We start from the raw sequence: 19,943 nt of genomic DNA on the forward strand, positions 1-19,943 counted from the left end.
CGGCGTGGTGCTCGCCGCCGCCAGCGCCGCAAGGCTTTCGCGCGCGCTCTCCGCTTCCGCCGTCGCCATCGACTCCTCGAGCAGCAGCGTGTCGATCGCCTGCTGCGCCTCCGCCGCGGCGGCGGCGATCGCCGCCGCCGGCGACGACGGCACCGGCGGCAGCGGATTGACGACAGCGCGCGGGGTGGGCGGCGGTGCGGGCTTGGGGGGGACCGGGAACGGCACCCCCAGCATCTTCGCGCAGGCGGCGGTGACCGCCGCGGCCCCGACCATGCTCGAACCCTGCTGGCGGTTGACCGCGTTGTACATCGCCATGCCCAGCGTTTCCGCCATCACGGCATCGAGCATCGCGAAGGCCTGGGCCGGCGCGGTGCCGCTGGCGATCGTCACCACGTCGGAGACCGCGTCGAGGATCTGGTCGTTCACGCTACCATCGGCCATCAGCTACCTCCCTTGGCAAGAATGAGCGCCAGCACCTGGGCGAGCGCCGCCTCGCCGATCAGCTGGCCGCGCTGTTGAGTGGCGGCGGCGTTGCTCATCACCAGACCGATGCTGCCGGCAAGCGCCAGATAGGTCATCGCCATCGCGACGTCCGGCGCCTCGCCGACTTCGATCAGGACCGAAACCGACGCTCCTGTATCAACCACGGCCGAGCGTCCGGGTGGCGATCAAAGCAGGACTACGGCCGGGGTGGCATCGTCACCCGCCACTCGTCACGATCAGGGGATCGAGATATATTTGCCGGTCACCTTGTTGATGGTGACACCCGACTTCTTCTTCACGAGCCCGCTCCTGAAGATATCGCGCGTCGCGATGCCGTCGGAGGCGGTGTCGATCGAAAACAGCGTCGAGACCGACTGGGTCGTCGATGCCTGCATCGTGACATAGCTCTGCTGCTGGTTGTTGGTGGCATTGTGCGCGGCGTTGGACAGCGCCTGTCCGGTCGCGACGAACAGATTGCCCATCGCCACGGCCGGGGCATCGCCCAGCACCTTGGTGTTGACCTGGGTGATCGAGTCGGTGATCTGATCGTTGAGCTGTGTGGGAAAAGACATGATGTTCGCTCCTTCAGTCGTCGATGAAAGGGAATGTCCGGGCCGTCATCACCCCAGGATCTTCTTGGTCGCGCTGCCGTCCGACGCGGTGCCCAGCGAATAGAGCAACGCCACGCCGGTGGTGGTCGCGGCCTGCGCCGCGACATACATCTGCTGCTGCGCCATCGTCGCGTTGTGCGCGGCATTGGCGAGCGCCTGCGCGGTCGCCTGATAGAGGTTGCCCATGGCGACCGCGGGCGCGGTCGCCAGCACCTGGACGTTGGTCTGCGTCACCGTATCCGTGATCTGGTCGTTGACGGCGGTCGGGAAGGCCATGGGTCGAAATCCTCATGCGGCTGTGGCGATCGGCCAGTTGCGCCCGGATGGCGCGATCAGCTCGACAATATGTCGCTGGTCGCAATGCCGGTGCTGGCGGTATCGATCGAGAACAGTGTCGCCACGCCCATCGTCGTCGCCGACTGGACGGTGACATAGCTCTGCTGCTGGGCGTTGGTCGCATTGTGCGCGGCATTGGCCAGCGCCTGCGCGGTCGCCTGGAACAGATTGCCCATCGCGATCGCCGGCGCGGTGCCCAGCACCTCGGTGTTGGCCTGGGAAACGGAGTCGGTGATCTGGTCGTTGACCGATGTCGGGAAAGCCATGTCATGATCCTCGTGTTGGGAGACCTGGGAACGGGAAGCTGATCGACCGCCCGATTATGCCGCTGCGGCCACGGCGCCCGAGAGGCGGCAAGCGGTCCGGCGCGCGACGGACGGCATGATCAGCCGAGTCCGGCGACCTTGGTCTTCAATATGTCCTCGGTGGCGATGCCGGTCGACGCGGTGTCGATCGAATAGAGCGTGGCGACCCCCATCGTCGTCGCGGTCTGTGCGGTGACATAGCTCTGCTGCTGGGCGTTGGTCGCATTGTGCGCGGCATTGGCCAGCGCCTGCGCGGTCGCCTGGTAGAGATTGCCCATCGCCACGGCCGGGGCATCGCCCAGCACCTTGGTATTGGCCTGGGTGATCGAATCGGTGATCTGATCGTTGACCGACGTCGGGAAAGCCATCGTCCATTCTCCTGCTGATGTCGCGGGCGATCCGCAGACTGCCCGGGAACAGCGTCACGATAGGCCGGTCGGCCGGTCGGCGATTGGGCGAAACGATGGTTTTTCGGGTGGCGATGACGGAAATTGCGGTGGGATCGACGATCGCACGCGAAATCCGTGCAAATGATACAAGGACATAGCTGAAAGGCGGCGGCTCGCTATCGCAACGATGGCGGATCCCCCGAGCCCATCGATCGAGGATACGCCATCATCTTCGGAATTCGGGATCGCATATGGGGCAGCCGGGTGCGGGCGATCGCGGCTGGCCGCGGATCGGCCCGATCGCCGCGGCGGACCGCCGCCCACCCCTACTGGATCTGCAGGACGAAGTGGGGCATCCCGCTCTTCACGGTGCAGGCGCTGACCAGGAATTGCCGGATCGCCGGGGTGATCAGCGTGCCCGTGAAATCGTCGGCCTCGTCGAACGACATGCCGCCATGGACCCCGATCAGATCGGCCAGCCGGGTACCGTCCGCGGTCCGCCGCGTCGCGAAGATCGGGCCGCCGCTCACCTCGGGGCCGCTGTCCCCGGCATAGCTGAGCATGTTCCGCGCGATCTCCACCGCGGCCACCTCATAGCTCTGCTTGCGCATGATCGGGCCGGCCGCTTCGGGATAGCCGCAAATCTTCACCTTCGCGCCGATCAACCCCTCCGGGCCTGGCTGCGCGACCGGCGCGAAATAGCGCCAGGCGGCGGCGGTGGCGGCGCCCAGCTTCTGCTCGGCATAAGCCGGCACCATGCCATAAGCGAGCGCCGGCATCGGCGCCATCAGCCGGTAGACGCCGATATCCCAGGCCGGGGTCGCGGACTTCGCGAAATTCGACTTGAGAAAGCCGTGTCGCGCACGGACGCCGGGGATCGGCACCCCGCCATTGCATTTCGGGTAGAAGACCGCCCGCCGCGCCAGCGCGCCGTCGAACTTGATGCGATGCCCCGCGGTCACGACATGCTGGCAATCGATCAGCGCGCCGCTGCCATGGATGATCCGCCCGTCGGCGAGCTCGATCTCGAGCAGCCCGACGCAATCATATGGGAATTTCCCGGCATCGTTGACGATTTTTCCGAGCATGGCGTCCTCCGTTGATCGCGATCGCCGATGGTCCGCGACCCGGCGCAAGGGGCCGGATGGCGTCAACCGCCGGCGGCAGGCTTGGCCGGCGGCGTGGGAACGGTCGCGGCGGTATCGACCGAGAAGATCAGGCTGACCCCCATCGTCGCGGCGGCCTGGGCGGTCACATAGATCTGCTGCTGCGCCGACACCGCATTATGCGCGCCATTGGCCATCGCCTGGGCTAGCGCCTGGAACAGATTGCCGACCGCGACCGCCGGCGACACCGCGAGCTGCTGGACATTGCCCTGGGTCACCGCATCGGTAATCTGGCTGTTGACGGTCATGGGAACGGGCATTGCTCGGTCCTTTCAGAGAGCAGTCACCAAAATCTGTCGAACCCCACCTCTACGTCGACGCTATTTTTTCGAAAATATAATTGTCACCATCCACACCATCTATAATAACCTTAGCTACATTTTCATCGTTGTCGAATAATATGAAAATTACACTAGCAGCAATTTCGTTATCAAGCCTCGCATTTCTATGAATAATTTTTGAATATATTTTTCTATTTTTTCCCTTTGTTCCGGATATCGTTTTTTGGGCGAATTTTCCGAATTTTTGCAAGGTAGATAAATTCGACACCCCTGGAACGACTCCAATCAATAATCTGTAATATTTTTTAGTTTTTTTTGCGATTATATACTGAATTGCCCTAGACACCTCCATCTCTTCATTTGAGATATTAGAAATATTTGCCTTTATCTCTGAATCGCTAAATTCTAATAAATATTTTAGCTGATTTATTTTATCCAAAGTACTCAATATCGCTATCGCGCTTTTTGAAGCCATTATGGATTTAGATATAGCCGATAACGGAATAGGAGATATGGCCGACGAAATTTCTACAACCGACGGAATATATTCTGTGATTTTTTCCAATACATCTTTTGCACTTCCGAGAATTATGTTTGCTTTCGCTGATAATTTTACGATATTTGTGCTAGTTATATTTTTATATTTAATGTTATTTCTTTTTGCCGATTGCTCGACCGTTTCAGACTGACTCCACTGGCCTCCCATATCATCGATCAGCTCTCCCCCTCCAGGCAACCTTGCATAACCCTCAGCTTTATTTTCAAGATTTGATAATATATTTAATATTTTTGACATAATAAAATTCTCCAATAATTATAATAATAAAATGAAATTTAATTTGTTTTTTTAATATTATCCAATTTAATTTCTTTACATAACAGCATACTTATTTCACCAAAACCGGTGCGAGCGCGGACACGAACAAAGGTGCCCCTCCTCGCTTCCGCCAAATCGGCCCGGCCAGACCCCAGTCCGACATCGCAGCGAAAATCGGGGAAGGTCATGCAGTAGGGCTCCTGCGACACGATCCGGAACATCTCGGCGACATGGCGGGTGCGTTCGGCGCGTAACCTCGCCCGACGGTTTTCTTCGCCATCGCCTTCGCCACCATCGGCGCCCGCATCATCATCGCACGCGACGATCGCGCGGCGATGATGTGCCAGTGCGAAACCCGGGATGAGCGCTTCCTCGATGAGGTCCGGAATCGACTTTCCCGACATTGCAACAGTCCCGTGCAAGAGAGGGCAATGGCCCCCTATCCATCACCCCGCCCGGTTCGCCGGCAGCCGAGGCGGCCGGATGGCGATCACAGGCCGATAAGGCTCAAAATCTCCTCTGCCGCCCGCACCCCGGACTTATAGGCGCCCGCGATCGTGCCATATTCGGGGAGCCAGCTGGCCTCGCCCGCGAAATGGATCCGGTAATGCGGCTGCGCGATCTTCGGCCGCGCACCGAGCGCGGTCGGATCGTCCGCGGGCCCGCCATCGTAGCGCGTGTAGGAATAGGCGCCGCGGATATGCGGCTGCGCCGACCAGTTCGTGACCATGTAGTTGCCGTTTTGCGGCGTGAAGTCGCCGCCGGGATAGGCCTGCGCGAGCAGCCGCTGCACCATCTCCATCGCCTGCGACGGCGTCACCCCATCGAGCCTGGCCGCGAAATTGCCGGCGGCGACGCAGATCAGGATCCCGTCGTCGCTGGGCAGTCTGAAATATTGCCAACAGCCTTTGGCGTCGCCGTCGTAGATATAATGTTCGGTCTCGGTCGCGATCGCATCGATCCACTGATCGTCTTCCTCTTCGACCCGCGGGAACTGCGTCGGGCGGAAGGCGACCTTCTTGTACGACCCGAGCTGGATATAGCCGTTGGCGACGGTGCGTTCATAGGACAGCGGCGGATCGAAGCTGATCTGCGGGATGACGCTGCACGGCACCGTGACGATGCAATAATTGGCCGCGATGATGCTGTCGGCATTGGTGACGATTTCCACGCCCTCGGCCGTCGACCGGATCGCCTTGACCACGGTATCGAGGCCGACCGTGAAGCGGCCGTCCTGGCGATCGCGAAGGCTGTCGGCGAAATCGCTCACCAGCTTGCCCAACCCGCCATCGACATAGATATTGTCGCTGCTCGTCACGCCGTCGTTCCGGTATCGCGGATCGTCGTTCACCGACTGCATGTCCGGATCGGCCTGGCGCGCATTGTCGCCGGCGACATATTGCCAGGGCTCGGCGGACTCGGCGATCGCGCCATAGCCGCTCGATCCCAGGGCGAGACCGACATATTGATCGTCGCCGGGATAGACGCCGAGCGGCGCCTTGTTGTCGAGGACCGCCGCCTCCCGATATCCGCGTTCGATGACATCGTTGAAAAAGGCGGTGCCCGGCGGGTTGAGCGCATCGCTCCAGCCGGCCCCGTCATGGACCCGAAACCGGTATTTGACGTCGGGCTGCCTGTAGCCGCGACCGAGCGCGACCATGATCCGGTACCAGGGGTTATATTCGGGTTCCTGGATGAACTGCGGACCAAGATCGACGGGAAGGCCATCGGCATCCGACGTCCACGCGCGCCCACCGAGCCGGTGCGCGGCCTCGACCAGGACCACTTCGATCTCGGCCTTTTCGAGGAAGCGGCCGGCGGCGGCCAGGCCGGCGCAGCCGCCTCCCACGATCGCGATCTTCATCGGCATTCGGGATGCTCCTCGAAAAATCCGGTGGCCGGCGGCGGATCATGCGATCCCGGTTCGCCCGGGCATCCACCGCCGCCGCATCGGCACGTCGTCACGGTGCGATCACGCGATCGTCGGCGGGGGCCCGGGGGGCAGGGCCCCCGCCTCGTTCGGCATCGAGATGCCGCCCGATCAGCTCGACAGGATGCTCTTGGTGGCGATGCCGGTCGACGCGGTGTCGATCGAATAGAGCGTCGCCACGCCCATCGTCGTCGCCGACTGCGCGATCACATAGCTCTGCTGCTGCGCGTTGGTGGCGTTGTGCGCGGCATTGGCCAGCGCCTGGGCGGTCGCCTGGTAGAGATTGCCCATCGCGATCGCCGGCGCATCGCCCAGCACCTTGGTGTTGGCCTGAGAAACGGAGTCGGTGATCTGGTCATTGACGGATGTCGGGAAAGCCATCGTTCATTCCTCCTCGATATGTGCGTTGCGTCGATCGGATGGATCGCCCGGAACACGGCGAGGATAATCGACCGCCCCGACGGCGGATTGGGCTGGTCGACGGAATATGCCGCCTAACCGCGCAAATCGGCGACGGGCGACCGGCGATACCGACGAATTCACGCAGTAACGGGCGTTTGCGGGGTCGGCCTACCGCGCCATGCCCAGAGCCCGCACGGCGAGCGCGTCGCAGTCGGCATCGCCCGCGACCGGGCCGTCATCGCCGCCGAACAGCCGGCCGACGCTCCTGAGCAGCGCGCCCGCCGCGCCGCCCTTGCCGGGCAGGCTGATATCGGGCGCCTTGATCGTCCCGCCGACCCCGATCTCACCATCGAGCCGCAGCGCGGTCTTCGCCTTGGGAATGCCGCGCATCGTCAGCGCCATCCGCTCGTCGGCCAGCGCGATGCTGCCGGCGAAGCGGCTCTGCGCGCGCGACGTGTCGATCAGCAGCGGTGCCGGCCGGGCGGTGCCGCCCTGCACGTCGAAGCGGGCGATGACGCAGCGCAGTTCGGCCTGCTGGTCCTTGCCGCCGAACAGGCCGTGCGCCAGATCCTGGCCGAGCAGCGAGGCGGTGCGCGCGGGCAACAGCCCGTCGCGCGCGACGATCGCGACCGCGCCCGTCGACCGGCCGATCGCGGCGCGCACGGTGCGGCCGGGGCCCGCCAGCCGCAGTACGCCGTCCATCCGCCCGTCGATCCCGGCATCGGGCACGAAATCGTTCAGCCGCGCGCCCTGGAGGTGCAGGTCGGTGGTGAGCACCGGATCGCCGTCCTTGCGCTGCTCGACCGTCACCGGCCCCGCCATCGTCCCGTGGATCAACCCGAGCCGCAGCGGCGCGATCGTCAGCCGCTTGTGATCGACCTTGAGCACCGCGTCGAGCGAGCGGAACGGCGACGGGCCAGCCCAGAGCAATTGCGCGACATGGACCCTGAGCGTGCCGTCAGTGCGCGCGACATTGTCGAGGTCGATCGCGGTATCGGGCACCAGCCGCCGGCCGAACAGCGCGCGCTTGGCCGCCGCCCGCGCGCGCCCCTCGGCATCGGACAGGTCGTCGAAATCGAACCGCGCGCTGTTCAGGGTGGCGTCGATCAGGTGGCGTCCGTCGCGCTTGCGGATCGTTGCCTCACCGGCGACCGCCGAGCGGCCGATCGTCCCGCTGAGCTTCGTCACCCGCCAATCGGGCCGGTCGCGGCGGACGGTCGCGCGCAGATCGACCGGCTGGGTCCGGGGCAGCCCCGCCTCGACGATCGCATCGACCAGGTTGAGATTGGCGGCGCGCGCACTCACCGTCGCGTCGAGATGGCCGATGTCGAGCGGATGATCCATCGTTCCCGCAAAGCGCATCGTCAGCGCGGGCCCGGTGATCGCCGCGCGGAACGGCCAGCGCCCTTCGACGAGCTTCGCGCCACGCACCGACACGCGGACCGGGGTGCCGCGGACATGGCCGTCGCCGTCGAGGCGCAGGCCCTGGACCGGATCGATCGCCAGCCGCGCCGCGACGTCGCGCTGCCGCTTGGCATCGCGATAGGCGAGCGAAACGTTGCGCACGCTGAGGTCGCCGAGATGCGGCCGTCCGCCATCGCCGCCATCGTCGCGCTTCGGCCCGTTGCGCCAGCTTTCACGGCCCTGGGCATCGCGGACCAGATCGATCGCCGCGCCGTCGATCGCGACGCTGTCGGGCCGGAACCGGCCGATCAGCAGCGGCAGCGCGGCAAGCCGCACGGTCGCACGGTCGATCCGGATCAGGTCGCCCGTTCCGGCCCAGCCCGCCTGCGGAATGCGCAGGCCGCCGACGCGGATGACCGGATGGAAGGAGAAATGGTCGGCACGCGCCATCGTCGCGATCGTCACCGGCCGCCCGAACTGTCGCGACAGCGCGCGTTCGGCGAGCGGCCTTGTCACACCCCAGGGGAAGGCGGCGAGCAGCAGGAGCAGCGATGCCAGCACTCCGCCGATGATCGCCGCGCCGATGATGATCCTGCGCCGGGCCGCGCTGCCGATTGCCTGCAATATCGCCTCGTCCTGTCGGTTGTGGCGACACAACGCGCAAAAGGCTTTTCGGGTGCGGCGACTATACGACCGCGGCGATCAGCCCGTCGGCAATCCACCGCGACAACATGCCGCTCGCCAGCGCGATGCCGTCGTCGACGCCATGCGCCTCGACCAACGCGGCGCAGACCATGCCGAAACTCTCGCCTTCGCCGATCTGCACGAGCGCCAGGCGTTCGGCGCGATCGATCGCGCGGAAGCACGCGACGAAATCCTGCCGCCAGATCAGCAGCCATGCCGGATCGGACAACGATGCGGCTGCCGGCGGCATCGCGCCCGCCGACAGCGCCGACCAGATCGCCGGCGCGTTGGTGGTGACGACGTCGACCCGCAAGGTCGGCACCCATGTCAGCCGCGCGGCGTCCCAGTCGACCCACGCCAGCGCCGTCGGATCGACTACTGCGCTGTCGGAGCCGACAAAGGCATCGGCGAGCGCCCGATCGAGCCGGGCGAGCTCGGCGATTTCGGGATCGTCGGGATAGAGACGGGCCAGCGTTTCGGGAAAATCCGCGCCATAGGCGTCGAGCGTCCAGCCCGCCGGCGGCGTCCGGTCGACATGGGTCGCGGCGGCCACCGCGAAAGCCTCCTCGCCGATCCAGAGCCGCACCCGTTCGAAGCCCTCGGACAGGCAGGCGACAAGCTGGGCGCGGTAATTGTTCTGATAGATGCCGAGACCGGCCCTGGCGGCCCGCTCGTCGGCTGCGGCCATCGCGATCCGATCCGCGGCATCTTCGGACGCATCGGCCAGCCAGCCGAGCATGTCGCGCTGTAACGCGAGCAGGCTCATGCCGCCCGCCTTTCATCGGCCGCGGCGATGCGCCGCGCGATGGCCAGTTCGTCGATGAGGTCACCGATCGGCGGGATCGCATCGTCGCGCTCGATCATCGTCGCGACCGGGCCGACCCGGGCGATCGCGTGCCGGTACAATGCCCAGACATCGTCGCAGACCGGGGCGTCGTGGGTGTCGATCAGCATGCCCGCATTCGCCCTCTGCCCCCGGCTATGCCCGGCGAGATGGATCTGGCGCACCCGGTCGGCGGGCATGCTGTCGATATAGACGATCGGATCGAAGCCATGATTGACGGCGCTGACGAAGATATTGTTGAGGTCGAGCAGCAGCGCGCAGCCGGTGCGGGCACAGACCGCGCCGAGAAATTCCCATTCGGTCATCGCCGTGCCGGCGAAGGCGATATAGCTCGACGGATTTTCGATCAGCATCGCGCGGCCGAGTTCGTGCTGGGCGATATCGATATTGGCGCAGACGATCTCGAGCGCCTCCTCGTCATAGGGCAGCGGCAGCAGATCATGCGCGCTATGGCCCTCGATGCGGGTCCAGCTCAGATGGTCCGACACGAACAGGGGGTCGATCTCGTCGACCAGCGCGCGCAACCGCCGCAGATAGGCGCGGTCGACGCCATCGGCCGATCCCACCGACATCGACACGCCGTGCAGCGCCACCGGCAGCCGCTCGCGCACCCGGCGCACGATGGCACGCGGGCGTCCACCGTCGATCATGTAGTTTTCGGAAATCACCTCGACGAAATCGAGCGGCAAATCGCCCTCGAGGATATCGCGATAATGGTCCTTGCGCAGACCGAGGCCGAAACCGGAAAAGGACGAAACAGGCATCGCAACCTCATAGGAGCTGACCCGGCCGCACTGGGCCGGGCCATGGTCGGACTTATTTCGGCATCGTCAGGCTGCCGCCGGCGGTGGCGCAGGCCTTTTCGGACATCTCCTTGAAGCCCTGGCCCTTGCAGCTGTTCTGGCCCTTGCAGTCGTTGCTGGCGGTCTTGCAGTCCGACGTGCCCTTGCACGTATTGACGCCATAGCAATGCACCAGCTTGGCGCTGGCGCCCGCGGCCGAGGCCGGCGCCGAAGAGGCCGCGGCGATGGCGAGCAGCGCGGCGGTGGCGGCCACGCTCATCATCGACTTCGCGCCGTTTTGGATATTCGTCATGATATCAATCTCCCAGATAGGTTCATCGCCGGAATGGCATGAGGGAGTTCGCAGCGCGCCCGCGCACGGTTACATTCAACCCGGCCGGCAGCCGAATAAACTTACCAGCGCAGCAGCTTCGGCCCGAGCAGCGCCCCGATCAGCGTCATCGCGCCGATCCCCAGCGTGTACCAGGTCAGCACGAAGATCGCCGAGACCTCGGGACAATGGAGACAATAGAGCGCGGCACCGAACGCGCCCGCCGCCAATCCCGCCGCGGCGCCTGCCACCCGCAGCCGGGTCGGCGCGAGCCGCCGGTACGACCAGAGCAGCCCGGCGAAGATCGGCAGCGCGAGGATCAGCACGTTGCGCGAGCAATGGCGCCAGCTGCTGCCCAGCCACATCGCCAGCCAGTCGCTCGACGGCACCCGCATCATTTCGGCGACGCCGATGATCGCGAGCAGCGCGACCGGCGCTGCCAGCAGCAGCCAGAGATAAGGCACCGGGCGCGGATCGGGTCGCGCCAGCCGGGTGGTCGCGACGATCGCCCCGAACCCGAGCGAGACCGTGTAGAGCCACTTCACCCAGAAATGATAGCCGCCCAGCACGCTGGCCCAATTGTGGCGGAAGCCGAACCAGGCGCCGACGATCGCCACGGTGATCACCGCGCCCGCGCCGATCCCGATTGCGATCCGTCGACCGACCGATCCGCGCGGGACCGGCTTCACGTCGCGTGCCAGCGAGGCGATGAGCATCTCGGTATCCATCAGCCCAGTCCCTTCACGCGCGCCGCCAGCGCCTTGAGGCCGCGGTGGATCGATATCTTGGCATCGGACTCGCCGATCCCGGCTTCGGCGGCGTGGTCGGCGATGCTGTCGCCATCGATCCGGGTCCGGCGGATCGCCGCCGCCTGCTTGGGCGGCAGTCCGCCGAGCAGGCGATCGATGTCCATTCGGGCGAGGCTCGCATCCTCGAACCCTTCGGCGATGACCATGTCGTCGACATCCTCGATCGGACAATGGACCTTCGCGCGGCGGAAATGGTCGATCATCTTGTAGCGCGCGATCGCGAACAGCCAGCCGGTGAACAGCCGGTTGCGGTCATAGGTGGCGCGGCGGCCATGCACCGCGATCAGCGTTTCCTGCACAAGATCCTCGACATCGTCGCTGGCGCCCATCCGGCGCCGGTAAAAGGCCTGGAGCATCGGCACGAGCGCGCGAAGCAGCGAAGCGTGCGCGCCGGCATCGCCGTCGAGGCCGCCGATCATCCAGGCTTTCAACTGATCTTCGCTTGCTCGCATCCTGCGCTCCCCGTCACGCATTCGCGTCGGGCCGCGCAAAGGTTACGCCGCACGGGCGCGGGCGCGAAATAAATAGCGTCGGCACAGGATGTAACCGCGCGGGACGCTCCGGCGAACTGGCCTTCCGTGAGCCGCACGACAGCCGCGGCATCGCGCTCATCGATCACAGGAAGGATATTCGCATGACCAACTATGCCGCCATCGCCGCGACCCTGGCGCTCGGCCTCTCCGCCTCCGCGGTCGCCGCCGCCCCGGACACCGCCGGCGCCAAGCCGATGGAGAAATGCTATGGCGTCGCGCTCGCCGGCAAGAACGACTGCAAGGCCGGCGCCGGCACCAGCTGCGCGGGCACCAGCCACGCCAATTATCAGGGCGACGCCTGGAAATATGTCGCCAAGGGCAGCTGCACGACGATCAAGACGCCGAAGGGCATGGGTTCGCTGACGCCGAAGGCGTGAAGCAGACCTCGTCTTTCCCACCCCGTGGCCGGCCCTGCCCCCGGCCGGCCGACCCGCGCGCCATACCCGCAAGCCCCGCCTGCGGCGGGGTGGCGCGCGGATCACATCCTGGAGACACGAGATGCCATCGCCGATCTCTCTCTATCTGGGCGCGTCGCGCCTGGCCCGACGGCTGCTGCCCGAAAGCCTGTTGCTGCTCGTCGCGCGCCTCGGCATCGCCGCGATCTTCTTCCTGTCGGGCCGGACCAAGGTCGAGGGCCTGCTGACCATCACCGACGGCACCTATGAGCTGTTCCGCACGGATTACGCCCTGCCGCTGGTCGATCCGGTGGTCGCCGCCCACGCCGCCACCTGGTCCGAGCATCTCTGGCCGATCCTGCTGGTGCTCGGCCTCGGCACCCGCCCCGCCGCGATCGCGCTGCTCGGCATGACGACGGTGATCGAGGTCTTCGTCTATCCCGACGCCTGGCCGACCCATCTGAGCTGGGCGGGCCTGCTGTTGCCGCTGATCGCCAAGGGCGGCGGGGCGGTGTCGATCGACCATCTGCTCAAGCGTGCACTGGTCCGGACCGGCGCGTGAAAGTCAGTGATCCGATCCATCTTCGGAAATGAAATGCCGCGACAGATCCATCGCCTGATGGGGCACGCCGATGATGTCGATGCCGCCATCGCTGATCTGGTAGAATATGACGTGCGCCTCATGGGTATAGCTTCGGTAACCGCCGGCAATCTCGTCGCGACGTCGGCCGAGAGCGGGGTTTTTGGACAGCCAGGCAAAGCGCGCGTCTAGGCCGCGCAGATAGGCGTCCCGCTGACCCCGCCCCCATTGGCGAAGCGTATATCGTCCGATATTTTTCAGGTCTTCGAAGGCGCGAGGCGTGATCCGAAAACCTTGTGTCACCCCTCGCCATCCAGGACGGCGATCAATCGATCGGCGCTATAATCTTCGACGAACTCGCCGCGCCTTGCCTGCTCCGCGCCTTCGGCGAGATGGCTGCGCAAGGCATCGACCCGCGCCTTGTGCTCTTCAAGCGTGCGCAGCGCATCGCGTACGACCTCGCTGGCCGAACCATAGCGGCCACTCGCCACCTCATTGCGAATGAAGCTTTCCCAATGCTCGCCAAGGCTGAGGCTGGTGGTCGCCATGCGCATCTCCATTATTCAATTTCAGCATATATGAATAATGGCTCTCGCTCAATAATCCTTCGAATAGCGCAGGCTCACATTCGATCCGCCGAACGAGCCGGTCTGGCTGAGCACGCTCAGCGCCTTCGACAGCGCGACCTCGATCTGGGTGGCGGTGAAGCCGCGGGCGTCGGTGATCACCTCCACATAGATGTCGTTCGAGATATATTGGCCGGCGGCCAGCGCGGTGCCGCGGCCGGCGGTCTTGTCGGCGCCGAGCACGCGCAGCCGGTCGATCCCCGAGGCCGAGCGCAGCTTGCCGAGCGGGTTGAGCCCGCCACCCGATCCGCGCAGCGAATTGAGCGCGGCGGCGAGCTGGATCGCCTGGGTCGGCGACAGGTTGGTCACCGACGATCCGAACAGCAGCCGCGACAGCACCTCGTCCTGCGGCAGGGTCGGGGTCGAGGTGAAGCTGACCTGCGGGTTGAGCGCATGGCCGCCGATGACGATCTTGGCGGTCACCCCCTCGACGGTGGTGGTCGCCGACAGATCGAGCTGGGGATCGTTGACCGGCCCGCCTTCGAACCGCACCTCGCCATCCTCAGCGAGGTCGAAACGGCGCCCGGCGAAGCTGTAGGTGCCGCGCACCACCGACAGGGTGCCGGTCACCCGCGGATCGCGCGCGGTGCCGCCGACGCGCAGGTCGGTCGCCCATTCGGCCTCGAGCCCCATGCCGCTGACGAAGATCTTGTTGTCGGCGCGGATGCGGACGTCGAGCTTCCAGTTGCTCGGCACCGCGCTCTCCGCCGGTTTGGCGGACGCGTTCATCACATCGGTGCGGCGGCGCACCCCGGTCAGCTCGGGGACCTCGGCGGCGCCCTGGCGGATGATCTGGTAGCGCGCCTCGGGGATCGTCAGGTCGCCCTTGATCAGCGCCCCGCCCACCTTGCTGTTGGTGATCGCGATGCTGCCCGACACCGTCGCGCCGAGCGCGTCGCTGCGCGCGAGCTGGGCGCGCTTGAGGGTCGCCTTGAGGTCGATCGGGAAGCCGCTCGCGGCATCGAGCCCGATCGTCCCGCTCGCGCTGAGACTGCCGCTGCCCGCCTTGCCGGTCAGCGAGGCGATCTCGAGCCGCGACTGGGTGAAACGGCCGTCGAGCGCGACGCCTGAGATCACGGTGCCATAGGTCTCGTTCTCGTAACGCAGCGCGTTCGAGCGGACGATGCCGGTCACCGTCGGCTGGTCGAGCCGCCCGCCGAAATCGGCGGCGACCGCGACCGGACCGCTGACCTCCTGGCCCGCGATCCCGGTCATCGTCCACAATATATCGGCCGGGCCATTATAGCGGATCCCGCCCGACAGCGGCGCCGCGAACAGCCGGTCGGACAGCGTCGCGCCCTCGCCGAGCGGGGCGAGCTTCGCCTGCATCCGCCCGACGATCGCGCCGCCGCGGCGGATCAGCGCGCGGACGTCGCCGCCCGCGCCGCCCAGCGTACCTAGCATCGCGACGTCGACCGGTTCGGACACGACATAGGCGGCGGTGCGGGTGAATTTGGCGATATCGAGCCGCGCGCGGATCGTCGGCACCGCATCGTCCGCGGTCGCCGCATAGTCGATCGTCCCGGTCGCGCGCCCGCCGAGCCCGAGCCCGGGGAGCACCGCCTGGACGATCGCGACATCCATATTGGCGAGTCTGGCATGGAGGCTGGTCGCGGCACCATAGCGGCCGCTCAGTTCGACCTGGCCCTGCGGCACCACCAAAGTCGCCGGGCTCAGCAGCCAGTCGGCGCCGCTCTTCGTCACCACCGCCGGCGCCCCGAGCCGGAAGGCGATGCCGTTGGCGCTGCCCTTGGCATTGGCGACGATCCGCGTCGGCGCCAACGCCGCCTGCAGCGCGACGTCGAACGGCACCCCGTAGCGGCCGTTCGCCACCAGCGCGACCTTGCCGGCGCCGTCGCGATAATCGATCCGGCCCTGCGCGCGCGACAGGCTCGCCTCTCCCTGCCGCACGTCGCTCAGCGCGAAGCGGCCAGTGGCGGTGGGGCCGCGCGGCGTGAGGATCGCGCTGCCCTTGATGCTGCCCTGGCCGATGCTGATCGGCACGTCGCCGGGGATGCGCGCCGCGTTGGCGGCGATATCGAAATCGGCGCGCTGGTCGGCGCCCGCCGCCGACAGCCTGACGCTGCCGTTGAGCCCCGATCCGGCGAGGGTCAGCGTGCCGGCATAGGGCCCGGCCGGGGTCTGGACGAGGCTGCCGGCGAAATCGACCCCGGCGAAGCTCGCCTTGCGGATGTCGATCGCGATCGGCCCCTTGCCGCTGCGCAGCAGCAGGTCGGCGGTGAACGGGCCATAGGCCGATTGCCCGGTCGCCTTGATCGCATAGCCATTGGCGACCCCGCGCAGCTCGGCCTCGACCGCGCGCAACCCGACGCCGAAGCCCGGCCGCTCGGCGCGCAGCCGCACCAGCGGCCGTATGAGCGTGCCCGAACCGGTCACCGCCAACGGGCCATAGGCTTTCGAGACCGCCTTGGCCGCGAAGGCGATCCGGCCGCTGTCGATATCGTAGCTGCCCTGCCCGCCGGTGATCCGGAAGGCGGGTGCGACCAGCCGCAGCCCGGTCAGCGAGGCGCGGCCATTTTCGTCGAAGCCGAAGCGCGCGGTGGTCACCGCATTGCCGCCGAGCAGATCGCGCACGCCGGCGACATCGAGGCTGCGGGTGACGACCCGGACGACCCCGCGCACCCCGAAACCGCCCTTCGGCCCCGGCACCAGCTTCGCATCGGTGGTCAGGCTGATCCGGCCGAGCCCGTCGATCCGATAATCATTGACCCGGCCCTTGATCGCGCCGGTGTAGCGGCCCTTGGCGGGATCGGCGAGGATGATCGCGGTGGCGTCGATCTTCGACGATCGGATCCGCAGATTGTCCGACAACAGCCGGCCGTTCGACCAGGCGAGATCGCCGTCGACCGCGACGTTCACCAGCAGCCCGCCGACCGCGGCGTTGAGCCCGGTCACCGCGCGCGCGGTCGCCTTGAGCGGGATCGCGATATGGTTGGCATCGAGGGTCGCGCGCCCGGCGGCGTTCAGCCCCTGGACGCCCATCGATCCGAAGCCGATCGACGCCGCCGACAGCCGATAGTCGATCGTCGGGGTGCCGAACGGGCCGTCGAGGGTGGCGGCCAGCCGGACGTCGCGGCCGCGGACATTGGCGGCGATCGCGCCCGGCTCGATCAGCGCCGCGTTCACCCGCAGCCTGCCGAAGCGGTTCTGGCCGAGATCGAGCAGGCCGGCGGCGTCGAGGGTCGCCGCCGTCGATCGCGCGGCGAGGCGCAGGTCGATCTTGCGCTCGGCCAGCGTCGCCGCCAGGTCGATCGCCAGCTTCGGCTCGGTCAGCCGCGCGGCGGGTCCGGTCAGGATCGCCCCGGGGACGGTATCGCCCTTGACCGTGAAGCGGCCGTTGCGCGCGGTGATCGCCAGGTCGGCGAGCGCCGCCGCTCCGGTGCGGCCGGTCGCGCGACCGGTCCAGTCCGCCCAGTCGCCGCGGCCCGTCACCGCGAACGACAAAGGCTTGCCGAGCCCGGCAAAGCCATCGACGAGCCCGCCGACCGGGGCATCGAGCCGCGCGTCGATCAGCAGCCGGTTGGCGTCGGGCACCGCGTCGAGCCGGACATGGAGGACATCGCCGCCGCCGCTCCCTACCGTGCGCGCGTCGAGGTCGAGCTTCGCGCGGCCCGCGGCGATATCGGCCGAACCCGCCAGCCGGACGACATGGCGCGTGCCCGTGACCGGCGGCTCGATCACGATCCGGTCGATCGCGACCTTGCCGATCGCGACGTCGATATCGGGCAGCAGCGGCGCGTTCGGATCGGACAGCGTCGGCTTCATCTCGGGCCGGCGCAGCAGGCGGATTTCGGGCGAGGCGAGTTCGCGAATGTCGACCTTGCTCTGCCGCAGATAGGCGAACGGCCGCCAGTCGAGGGTGACCTCGGCCGCGCGCAGGAACACCCCCTTGGTGTCGCGCAACTCGAGCCCGCGCAGCGTCATCCGGCCATAAAGCGATCCGTCGATCCGGCCGACGCCGATCCGCAGCCCTGCCTCGGTCTGGTAACCGGCGATGCGGTCGGCGAGGAAGCGGCGGCCGGGGCTGGTGTCGAGCCCCATCACGACCAGCGTCGCCAGCAGCACGATACCGGCGAGGACGATGCCGACCCACTTCGCGACGCCGATCCAGCGCGAACGCGTGGCGGCGGGCTCGGGGAGATCGTCGGCCATCAGAAGGCCTGCCCGATCGAGATGTAGAGCGCGATCTTCGATTCACCGGGCTGACGGTCGATCGGGGTCGCGATGTCGATCCGGAACGGCCCGAAATTGGTGTAGTAGCGCGCACCGATGCCGGCGCCGTAGCGCATATGGCCGATCGACGGGGTCACCCCCTGCCCGACCCGGCCGGCGTCGAAGAAAGGGACGATGCCATAGTCGCCGAAGCGGTAGCGCGCCTCGACCGCGAATTCGGTGAGCGAGCGCCCGCCGACCGGATCGCCATTGGCGTCCTTCGGGCCGAGCTGCTGATAGCCGAAGCCGCGCACCGATCCGCCGCCGCCGGCATAGAGCCGCCGTGACGGCGCGATATCGTCGCGGGCGACGCCGACGATCGATCCCAGCCGGGCGCGGCCGGCGAGCACGATCGATCCGGTCACCGGATAATAGACGCTGCCTTCGGCGAGCAGCCGCGCATAGCCGTCGAAGCCGCCGCCGGTGCGCTTCTGGGTCTCGGGGCTGAGCCGCCCCGACAGACGGAAGCCCCTGGTCGGATCGAGCAGGCTGTCCGAGCGGTCATAGCCGACCTGCAGCGGCAGCGCCGCGATCAGGTAGGTGCTGTGGTCGCGGTCGAGGCTGGTCTTGTCGAACGGGGTCTCGCGGGTGGCGATCAGCTCGCCGCCCAGGCTCCACGTCCAGCGCTTCTGGAAGATCGGGGTGCTCTGCCGCGACAGGCTCCCCGACAGGGTCAGCGTCTGGGCGTTGTAGGCGTCGAAATTCTCGCGCGCGACCGAGGCCCCGAGCGCGAAGCTGCGGTCGCGCTGGCCGGCGTTCGACCGGCGGAAGGTGGTGCCGAGGCTCTGCTGCTGGGTGCCGGCGACCGCCTCGACGGTCAGCGCGCCCTCGGGCGGGAACAGGTTGCGGTGGGTCCACGAGCCGGTGAGCTTGATCCCCTCGCCGGTGCCATAGCCGGCGCTGGCGGCGAGCTGGCGCGCGGGCCCCTTGGTCTGGCGGACGAGGATGTCGACCGTCTCGATGCCGTCGGCGCCGACCTCGCCGGTCTTCACCGGCTCGATCGCATTGGTCGACAGCAGGCTGGTCGCGATCAGCGCCTGGCGCAGGTCGTCGACCTGGCGGCTGTCGTAGAGCTCGCCCTTGTCGAAGCGGCTGATCACGGTGAGATGCTCGGGGGTGAACACCGGATCGCCCTCGGTGCGGATCGCCCCGAACCGCGCCTTGGGGCCGGCATCGAGCGGCAGGCTGTAATCGCCATGATGGTCGCGCTCGTCGAGCAGGATGTCGCGCTGGCCGACGCTGGCGAACGGATAGCCGCGCTCGGGCAGCCGCAGCGCGACCTTGGCCTCGGCGCTCTGGATATCGGCGGCGTCGATCGGATCGCCGGTCTTGAGCGCCAGCGCCTCGCTGGCATAGCCGGTCGGCTCCGGCGCGGCGCCGGTGATCGCGATCGTGCCGAGCGTGTAGCGCGGTCCCGGGGTCGCGCTCAGCGTCACCGTCAGGCTGTTGGTGGCATTGGGCAGCGTGTCGATCGCCGCGCTCGCGATCGCATCATAATAGCCCTCCGACCGCATCAGCCGCTCGGCGAGCTTCACATCCTCGTCGGCGCGCGCCGAGACCTGGGCGGCGTTGGCGGCGTCGCGGCCATGCTGGAGCAGCGCCGACAGCGCGCGGAAATCATCTTCCAGCCCGACCGGTTTGAGCCCCTGCAACACCAGCCCATAGCGGATCTTCGCCGCCTTCTCGTCGTCATCGGCCTTGGTCGCCGGCGGCGGGGTGGTGTCGAAGGCGGCGATCGCGGGCAGCGGGCTCGCCAGCTCGGGATCGTCGGCGGGCTCGGCGGCCGGCGCGGATATCGCCGGTGCCGCGGTCTGGTCGAGGGGCGGCAGGCTCGCTTCGAACGCGGGATCGCTCAGCAGCGCATCGTCGGGAGTCGCCTGGGCGTGGAGCGCCGTCGCAAGACCCAGGCTTGCGCTCCATGCGAATATTCGAACAGCTTTGATCAAGAAACCCCCTCGACGCGCCCCGCCGGCCGTTGCCGGTCGCGGACGCTTCCGCAAGG

General features: G+C 66.9%; 24 protein-coding genes. 2 read left to right on the forward strand and 22 right to left on the reverse strand.

Features of this window, described 5'->3' with window-relative positions:
• From AC1RM6_RS18780 to AC1RM6_RS18865, 18 genes are all read right to left on the reverse strand, one after another.
• Positions 1 to 441: RebB family R body protein (locus AC1RM6_RS18780; RefSeq protein ID WP_493103967.1), on the reverse strand; the 441-nt coding region annotated here is incomplete at its 3' end.
• Positions 441 to 647 carry a RebB family R body protein gene (locus tag AC1RM6_RS18785; RefSeq protein WP_493103968.1) on the reverse strand — a complete coding sequence of 69 codons (207 nt, stop codon included), beginning with the start codon at positions 645 to 647 and terminating at the stop codon, positions 441 to 443. The genes AC1RM6_RS18785 and AC1RM6_RS18780, both read right to left, overlap by 1 nt.
• Positions 648 to 719: 72 nt before the next feature.
• A complete protein-coding gene (locus AC1RM6_RS18790) occupies positions 720 to 1,055 on the reverse strand; it encodes a RebB family R body protein (protein ID WP_493103970.1) in 336 nt (111 codons plus the stop codon).
• A gap of 48 nt (positions 1,056 to 1,103) precedes the next feature.
• Complete coding sequence (locus AC1RM6_RS18795) at positions 1,104 to 1,370, reverse strand: RebB family R body protein (protein WP_493103972.1); 267 nt, start codon at positions 1,368 to 1,370, stop codon at positions 1,104 to 1,106.
• Positions 1,371 to 1,426: 56 nt separating this feature from the next.
• Positions 1,427 to 1,696, reverse strand: coding sequence for a RebB family R body protein (locus AC1RM6_RS18800; RefSeq protein WP_493103974.1), 270 nt, complete (start codon positions 1,694 to 1,696; stop codon positions 1,427 to 1,429).
• A 119-nt stretch (positions 1,697 to 1,815) separates the two neighbouring features.
• Positions 1,816 to 2,103, reverse strand: a complete 288-nt coding sequence (locus tag AC1RM6_RS18805; RefSeq protein ID WP_493103976.1) for a RebB family R body protein — start codon at positions 2,101 to 2,103, stop codon at positions 1,816 to 1,818.
• A gap of 347 nt (positions 2,104 to 2,450) precedes the next feature.
• Entirely contained in the window at positions 2,451 to 3,212 is a 762-nt protein-coding gene (locus AC1RM6_RS18810; protein ID WP_493103978.1) for a trypsin-like serine peptidase, read from the reverse strand.
• 62 nt (positions 3,213 to 3,274) lie between these two features.
• On the reverse strand, positions 3,275 to 3,550 hold the full coding sequence (locus AC1RM6_RS18815; RefSeq protein WP_493103980.1) for a RebB family R body protein: 276 nt from the start codon (positions 3,548 to 3,550) through the stop codon (positions 3,275 to 3,277).
• Positions 3,551 to 3,599: 49 nt separating this feature from the next.
• Positions 3,600 to 4,367, reverse strand: a complete 768-nt coding sequence (locus AC1RM6_RS18820; RefSeq protein ID WP_493103982.1) for a hypothetical protein — start codon at positions 4,365 to 4,367, stop codon at positions 3,600 to 3,602.
• Positions 4,368 to 4,405: 38 nt separating this feature from the next.
• Positions 4,406 to 4,792, reverse strand: a complete 387-nt coding sequence (locus AC1RM6_RS18825; RefSeq protein WP_493103984.1) for a hypothetical protein — start codon at positions 4,790 to 4,792, stop codon at positions 4,406 to 4,408.
• Between the two features lie 86 nt (positions 4,793 to 4,878).
• Entirely contained in the window at positions 4,879 to 6,258 is a 1,380-nt protein-coding gene (locus tag AC1RM6_RS18830) for a flavin monoamine oxidase family protein (protein ID WP_493103986.1), read from the reverse strand.
• Between the two features lie 171 nt (positions 6,259 to 6,429).
• Positions 6,430 to 6,699 (reverse strand): RebB family R body protein, encoded by a 270-nt coding sequence (locus tag AC1RM6_RS18835; RefSeq protein ID WP_493103987.1) that lies wholly within the window; start codon positions 6,697 to 6,699, stop codon positions 6,430 to 6,432.
• Between the two features lie 189 nt (positions 6,700 to 6,888).
• A complete protein-coding gene (locus AC1RM6_RS18840) occupies positions 6,889 to 8,748 on the reverse strand; it encodes an AsmA family protein (protein WP_493103989.1) in 1,860 nt (619 codons plus the stop codon).
• Positions 8,749 to 8,809: 61 nt separating this feature from the next.
• Complete coding sequence (locus AC1RM6_RS18845) at positions 8,810 to 9,574, reverse strand: HvfC/BufC family peptide modification chaperone (protein ID WP_493103991.1); 765 nt, start codon at positions 9,572 to 9,574, stop codon at positions 8,810 to 8,812.
• Positions 9,571 to 10,416 carry an MNIO family bufferin maturase gene (bufB, locus tag AC1RM6_RS18850; protein ID WP_493103993.1) on the reverse strand — a complete coding sequence of 282 codons (846 nt, stop codon included), beginning with the start codon at positions 10,414 to 10,416 and terminating at the stop codon, positions 9,571 to 9,573. Before bufB ends, AC1RM6_RS18845 begins: the two co-directional genes overlap by 4 nt.
• 52 nt (positions 10,417 to 10,468) lie before the next feature.
• Positions 10,469 to 10,747, reverse strand: a complete 279-nt coding sequence (bufA2, locus tag AC1RM6_RS18855) for a BufA2 family periplasmic bufferin-type metallophore (RefSeq protein ID WP_493103995.1) — start codon at positions 10,745 to 10,747, stop codon at positions 10,469 to 10,471.
• A gap of 101 nt (positions 10,748 to 10,848) precedes the next feature.
• Positions 10,849 to 11,493 carry a DUF1109 domain-containing protein gene (locus AC1RM6_RS18860; protein ID WP_493103997.1) on the reverse strand — a complete coding sequence of 215 codons (645 nt, stop codon included), beginning with the start codon at positions 11,491 to 11,493 and terminating at the stop codon, positions 10,849 to 10,851.
• Positions 11,493 to 12,026, reverse strand: a complete 534-nt coding sequence (locus AC1RM6_RS18865; RefSeq protein ID WP_493103999.1) for a sigma-70 family RNA polymerase sigma factor — start codon at positions 12,024 to 12,026, stop codon at positions 11,493 to 11,495. The genes AC1RM6_RS18860 and AC1RM6_RS18865 overlap by 1 nt, the downstream gene beginning before the upstream one ends.
• 182 nt (positions 12,027 to 12,208) lie before the next feature.
• Here AC1RM6_RS18865 and AC1RM6_RS18870 point away from each other — a divergent pair, with 182 nt between their 5' ends.
• Positions 12,209 to 12,484 (forward strand): BufA1 family periplasmic bufferin-type metallophore, encoded by a 276-nt coding sequence (locus AC1RM6_RS18870; RefSeq protein ID WP_493104001.1) that lies wholly within the window; start codon positions 12,209 to 12,211, stop codon positions 12,482 to 12,484.
• Positions 12,485 to 12,605: 121 nt separating this feature from the next.
• Positions 12,606 to 13,064: a DoxX family protein gene (locus AC1RM6_RS18875; protein ID WP_493104003.1), complete on the forward strand. Its 459-nt coding sequence runs from the start codon at positions 12,606 to 12,608 to the stop codon at positions 13,062 to 13,064.
• Between the two features lie 3 nt (positions 13,065 to 13,067).
• On the opposite strand, the gene AC1RM6_RS18880 is transcribed toward AC1RM6_RS18875, so the two are convergent.
• The 4 genes from AC1RM6_RS18880 to AC1RM6_RS18895 are packed head-to-tail and all read right to left on the reverse strand — an operon-like array spanning position 13,068 to position 19,887.
• Positions 13,068 to 13,385, reverse strand: coding sequence for a type II toxin-antitoxin system RelE/ParE family toxin (locus AC1RM6_RS18880; protein WP_493104005.1), 318 nt, complete (start codon positions 13,383 to 13,385; stop codon positions 13,068 to 13,070).
• On the reverse strand, positions 13,382 to 13,630 hold the full coding sequence (locus AC1RM6_RS18885) for a type II toxin-antitoxin system ParD family antitoxin (RefSeq protein ID WP_493104007.1): 249 nt from the start codon (positions 13,628 to 13,630) through the stop codon (positions 13,382 to 13,384). Before AC1RM6_RS18885 ends, AC1RM6_RS18880 begins: the two co-directional genes overlap by 4 nt.
• A 48-nt stretch (positions 13,631 to 13,678) precedes the next feature.
• Complete coding sequence (locus AC1RM6_RS18890; RefSeq protein ID WP_493104009.1) at positions 13,679 to 17,881, reverse strand: translocation/assembly module TamB domain-containing protein; 4,203 nt, start codon at positions 17,879 to 17,881, stop codon at positions 13,679 to 13,681.
• Positions 17,881 to 19,887, reverse strand: coding sequence for an autotransporter assembly complex protein TamA (locus tag AC1RM6_RS18895; protein WP_493104011.1), 2,007 nt, complete (start codon positions 19,885 to 19,887; stop codon positions 17,881 to 17,883). Before AC1RM6_RS18895 ends, AC1RM6_RS18890 begins: the two co-directional genes overlap by 1 nt.
• Between the last annotated feature and the right edge of the window lie 56 nt (positions 19,888 to 19,943).

The organism is Rhizorhabdus sp. GW822-FHT03C02 (genome assembly GCF_058801765.1).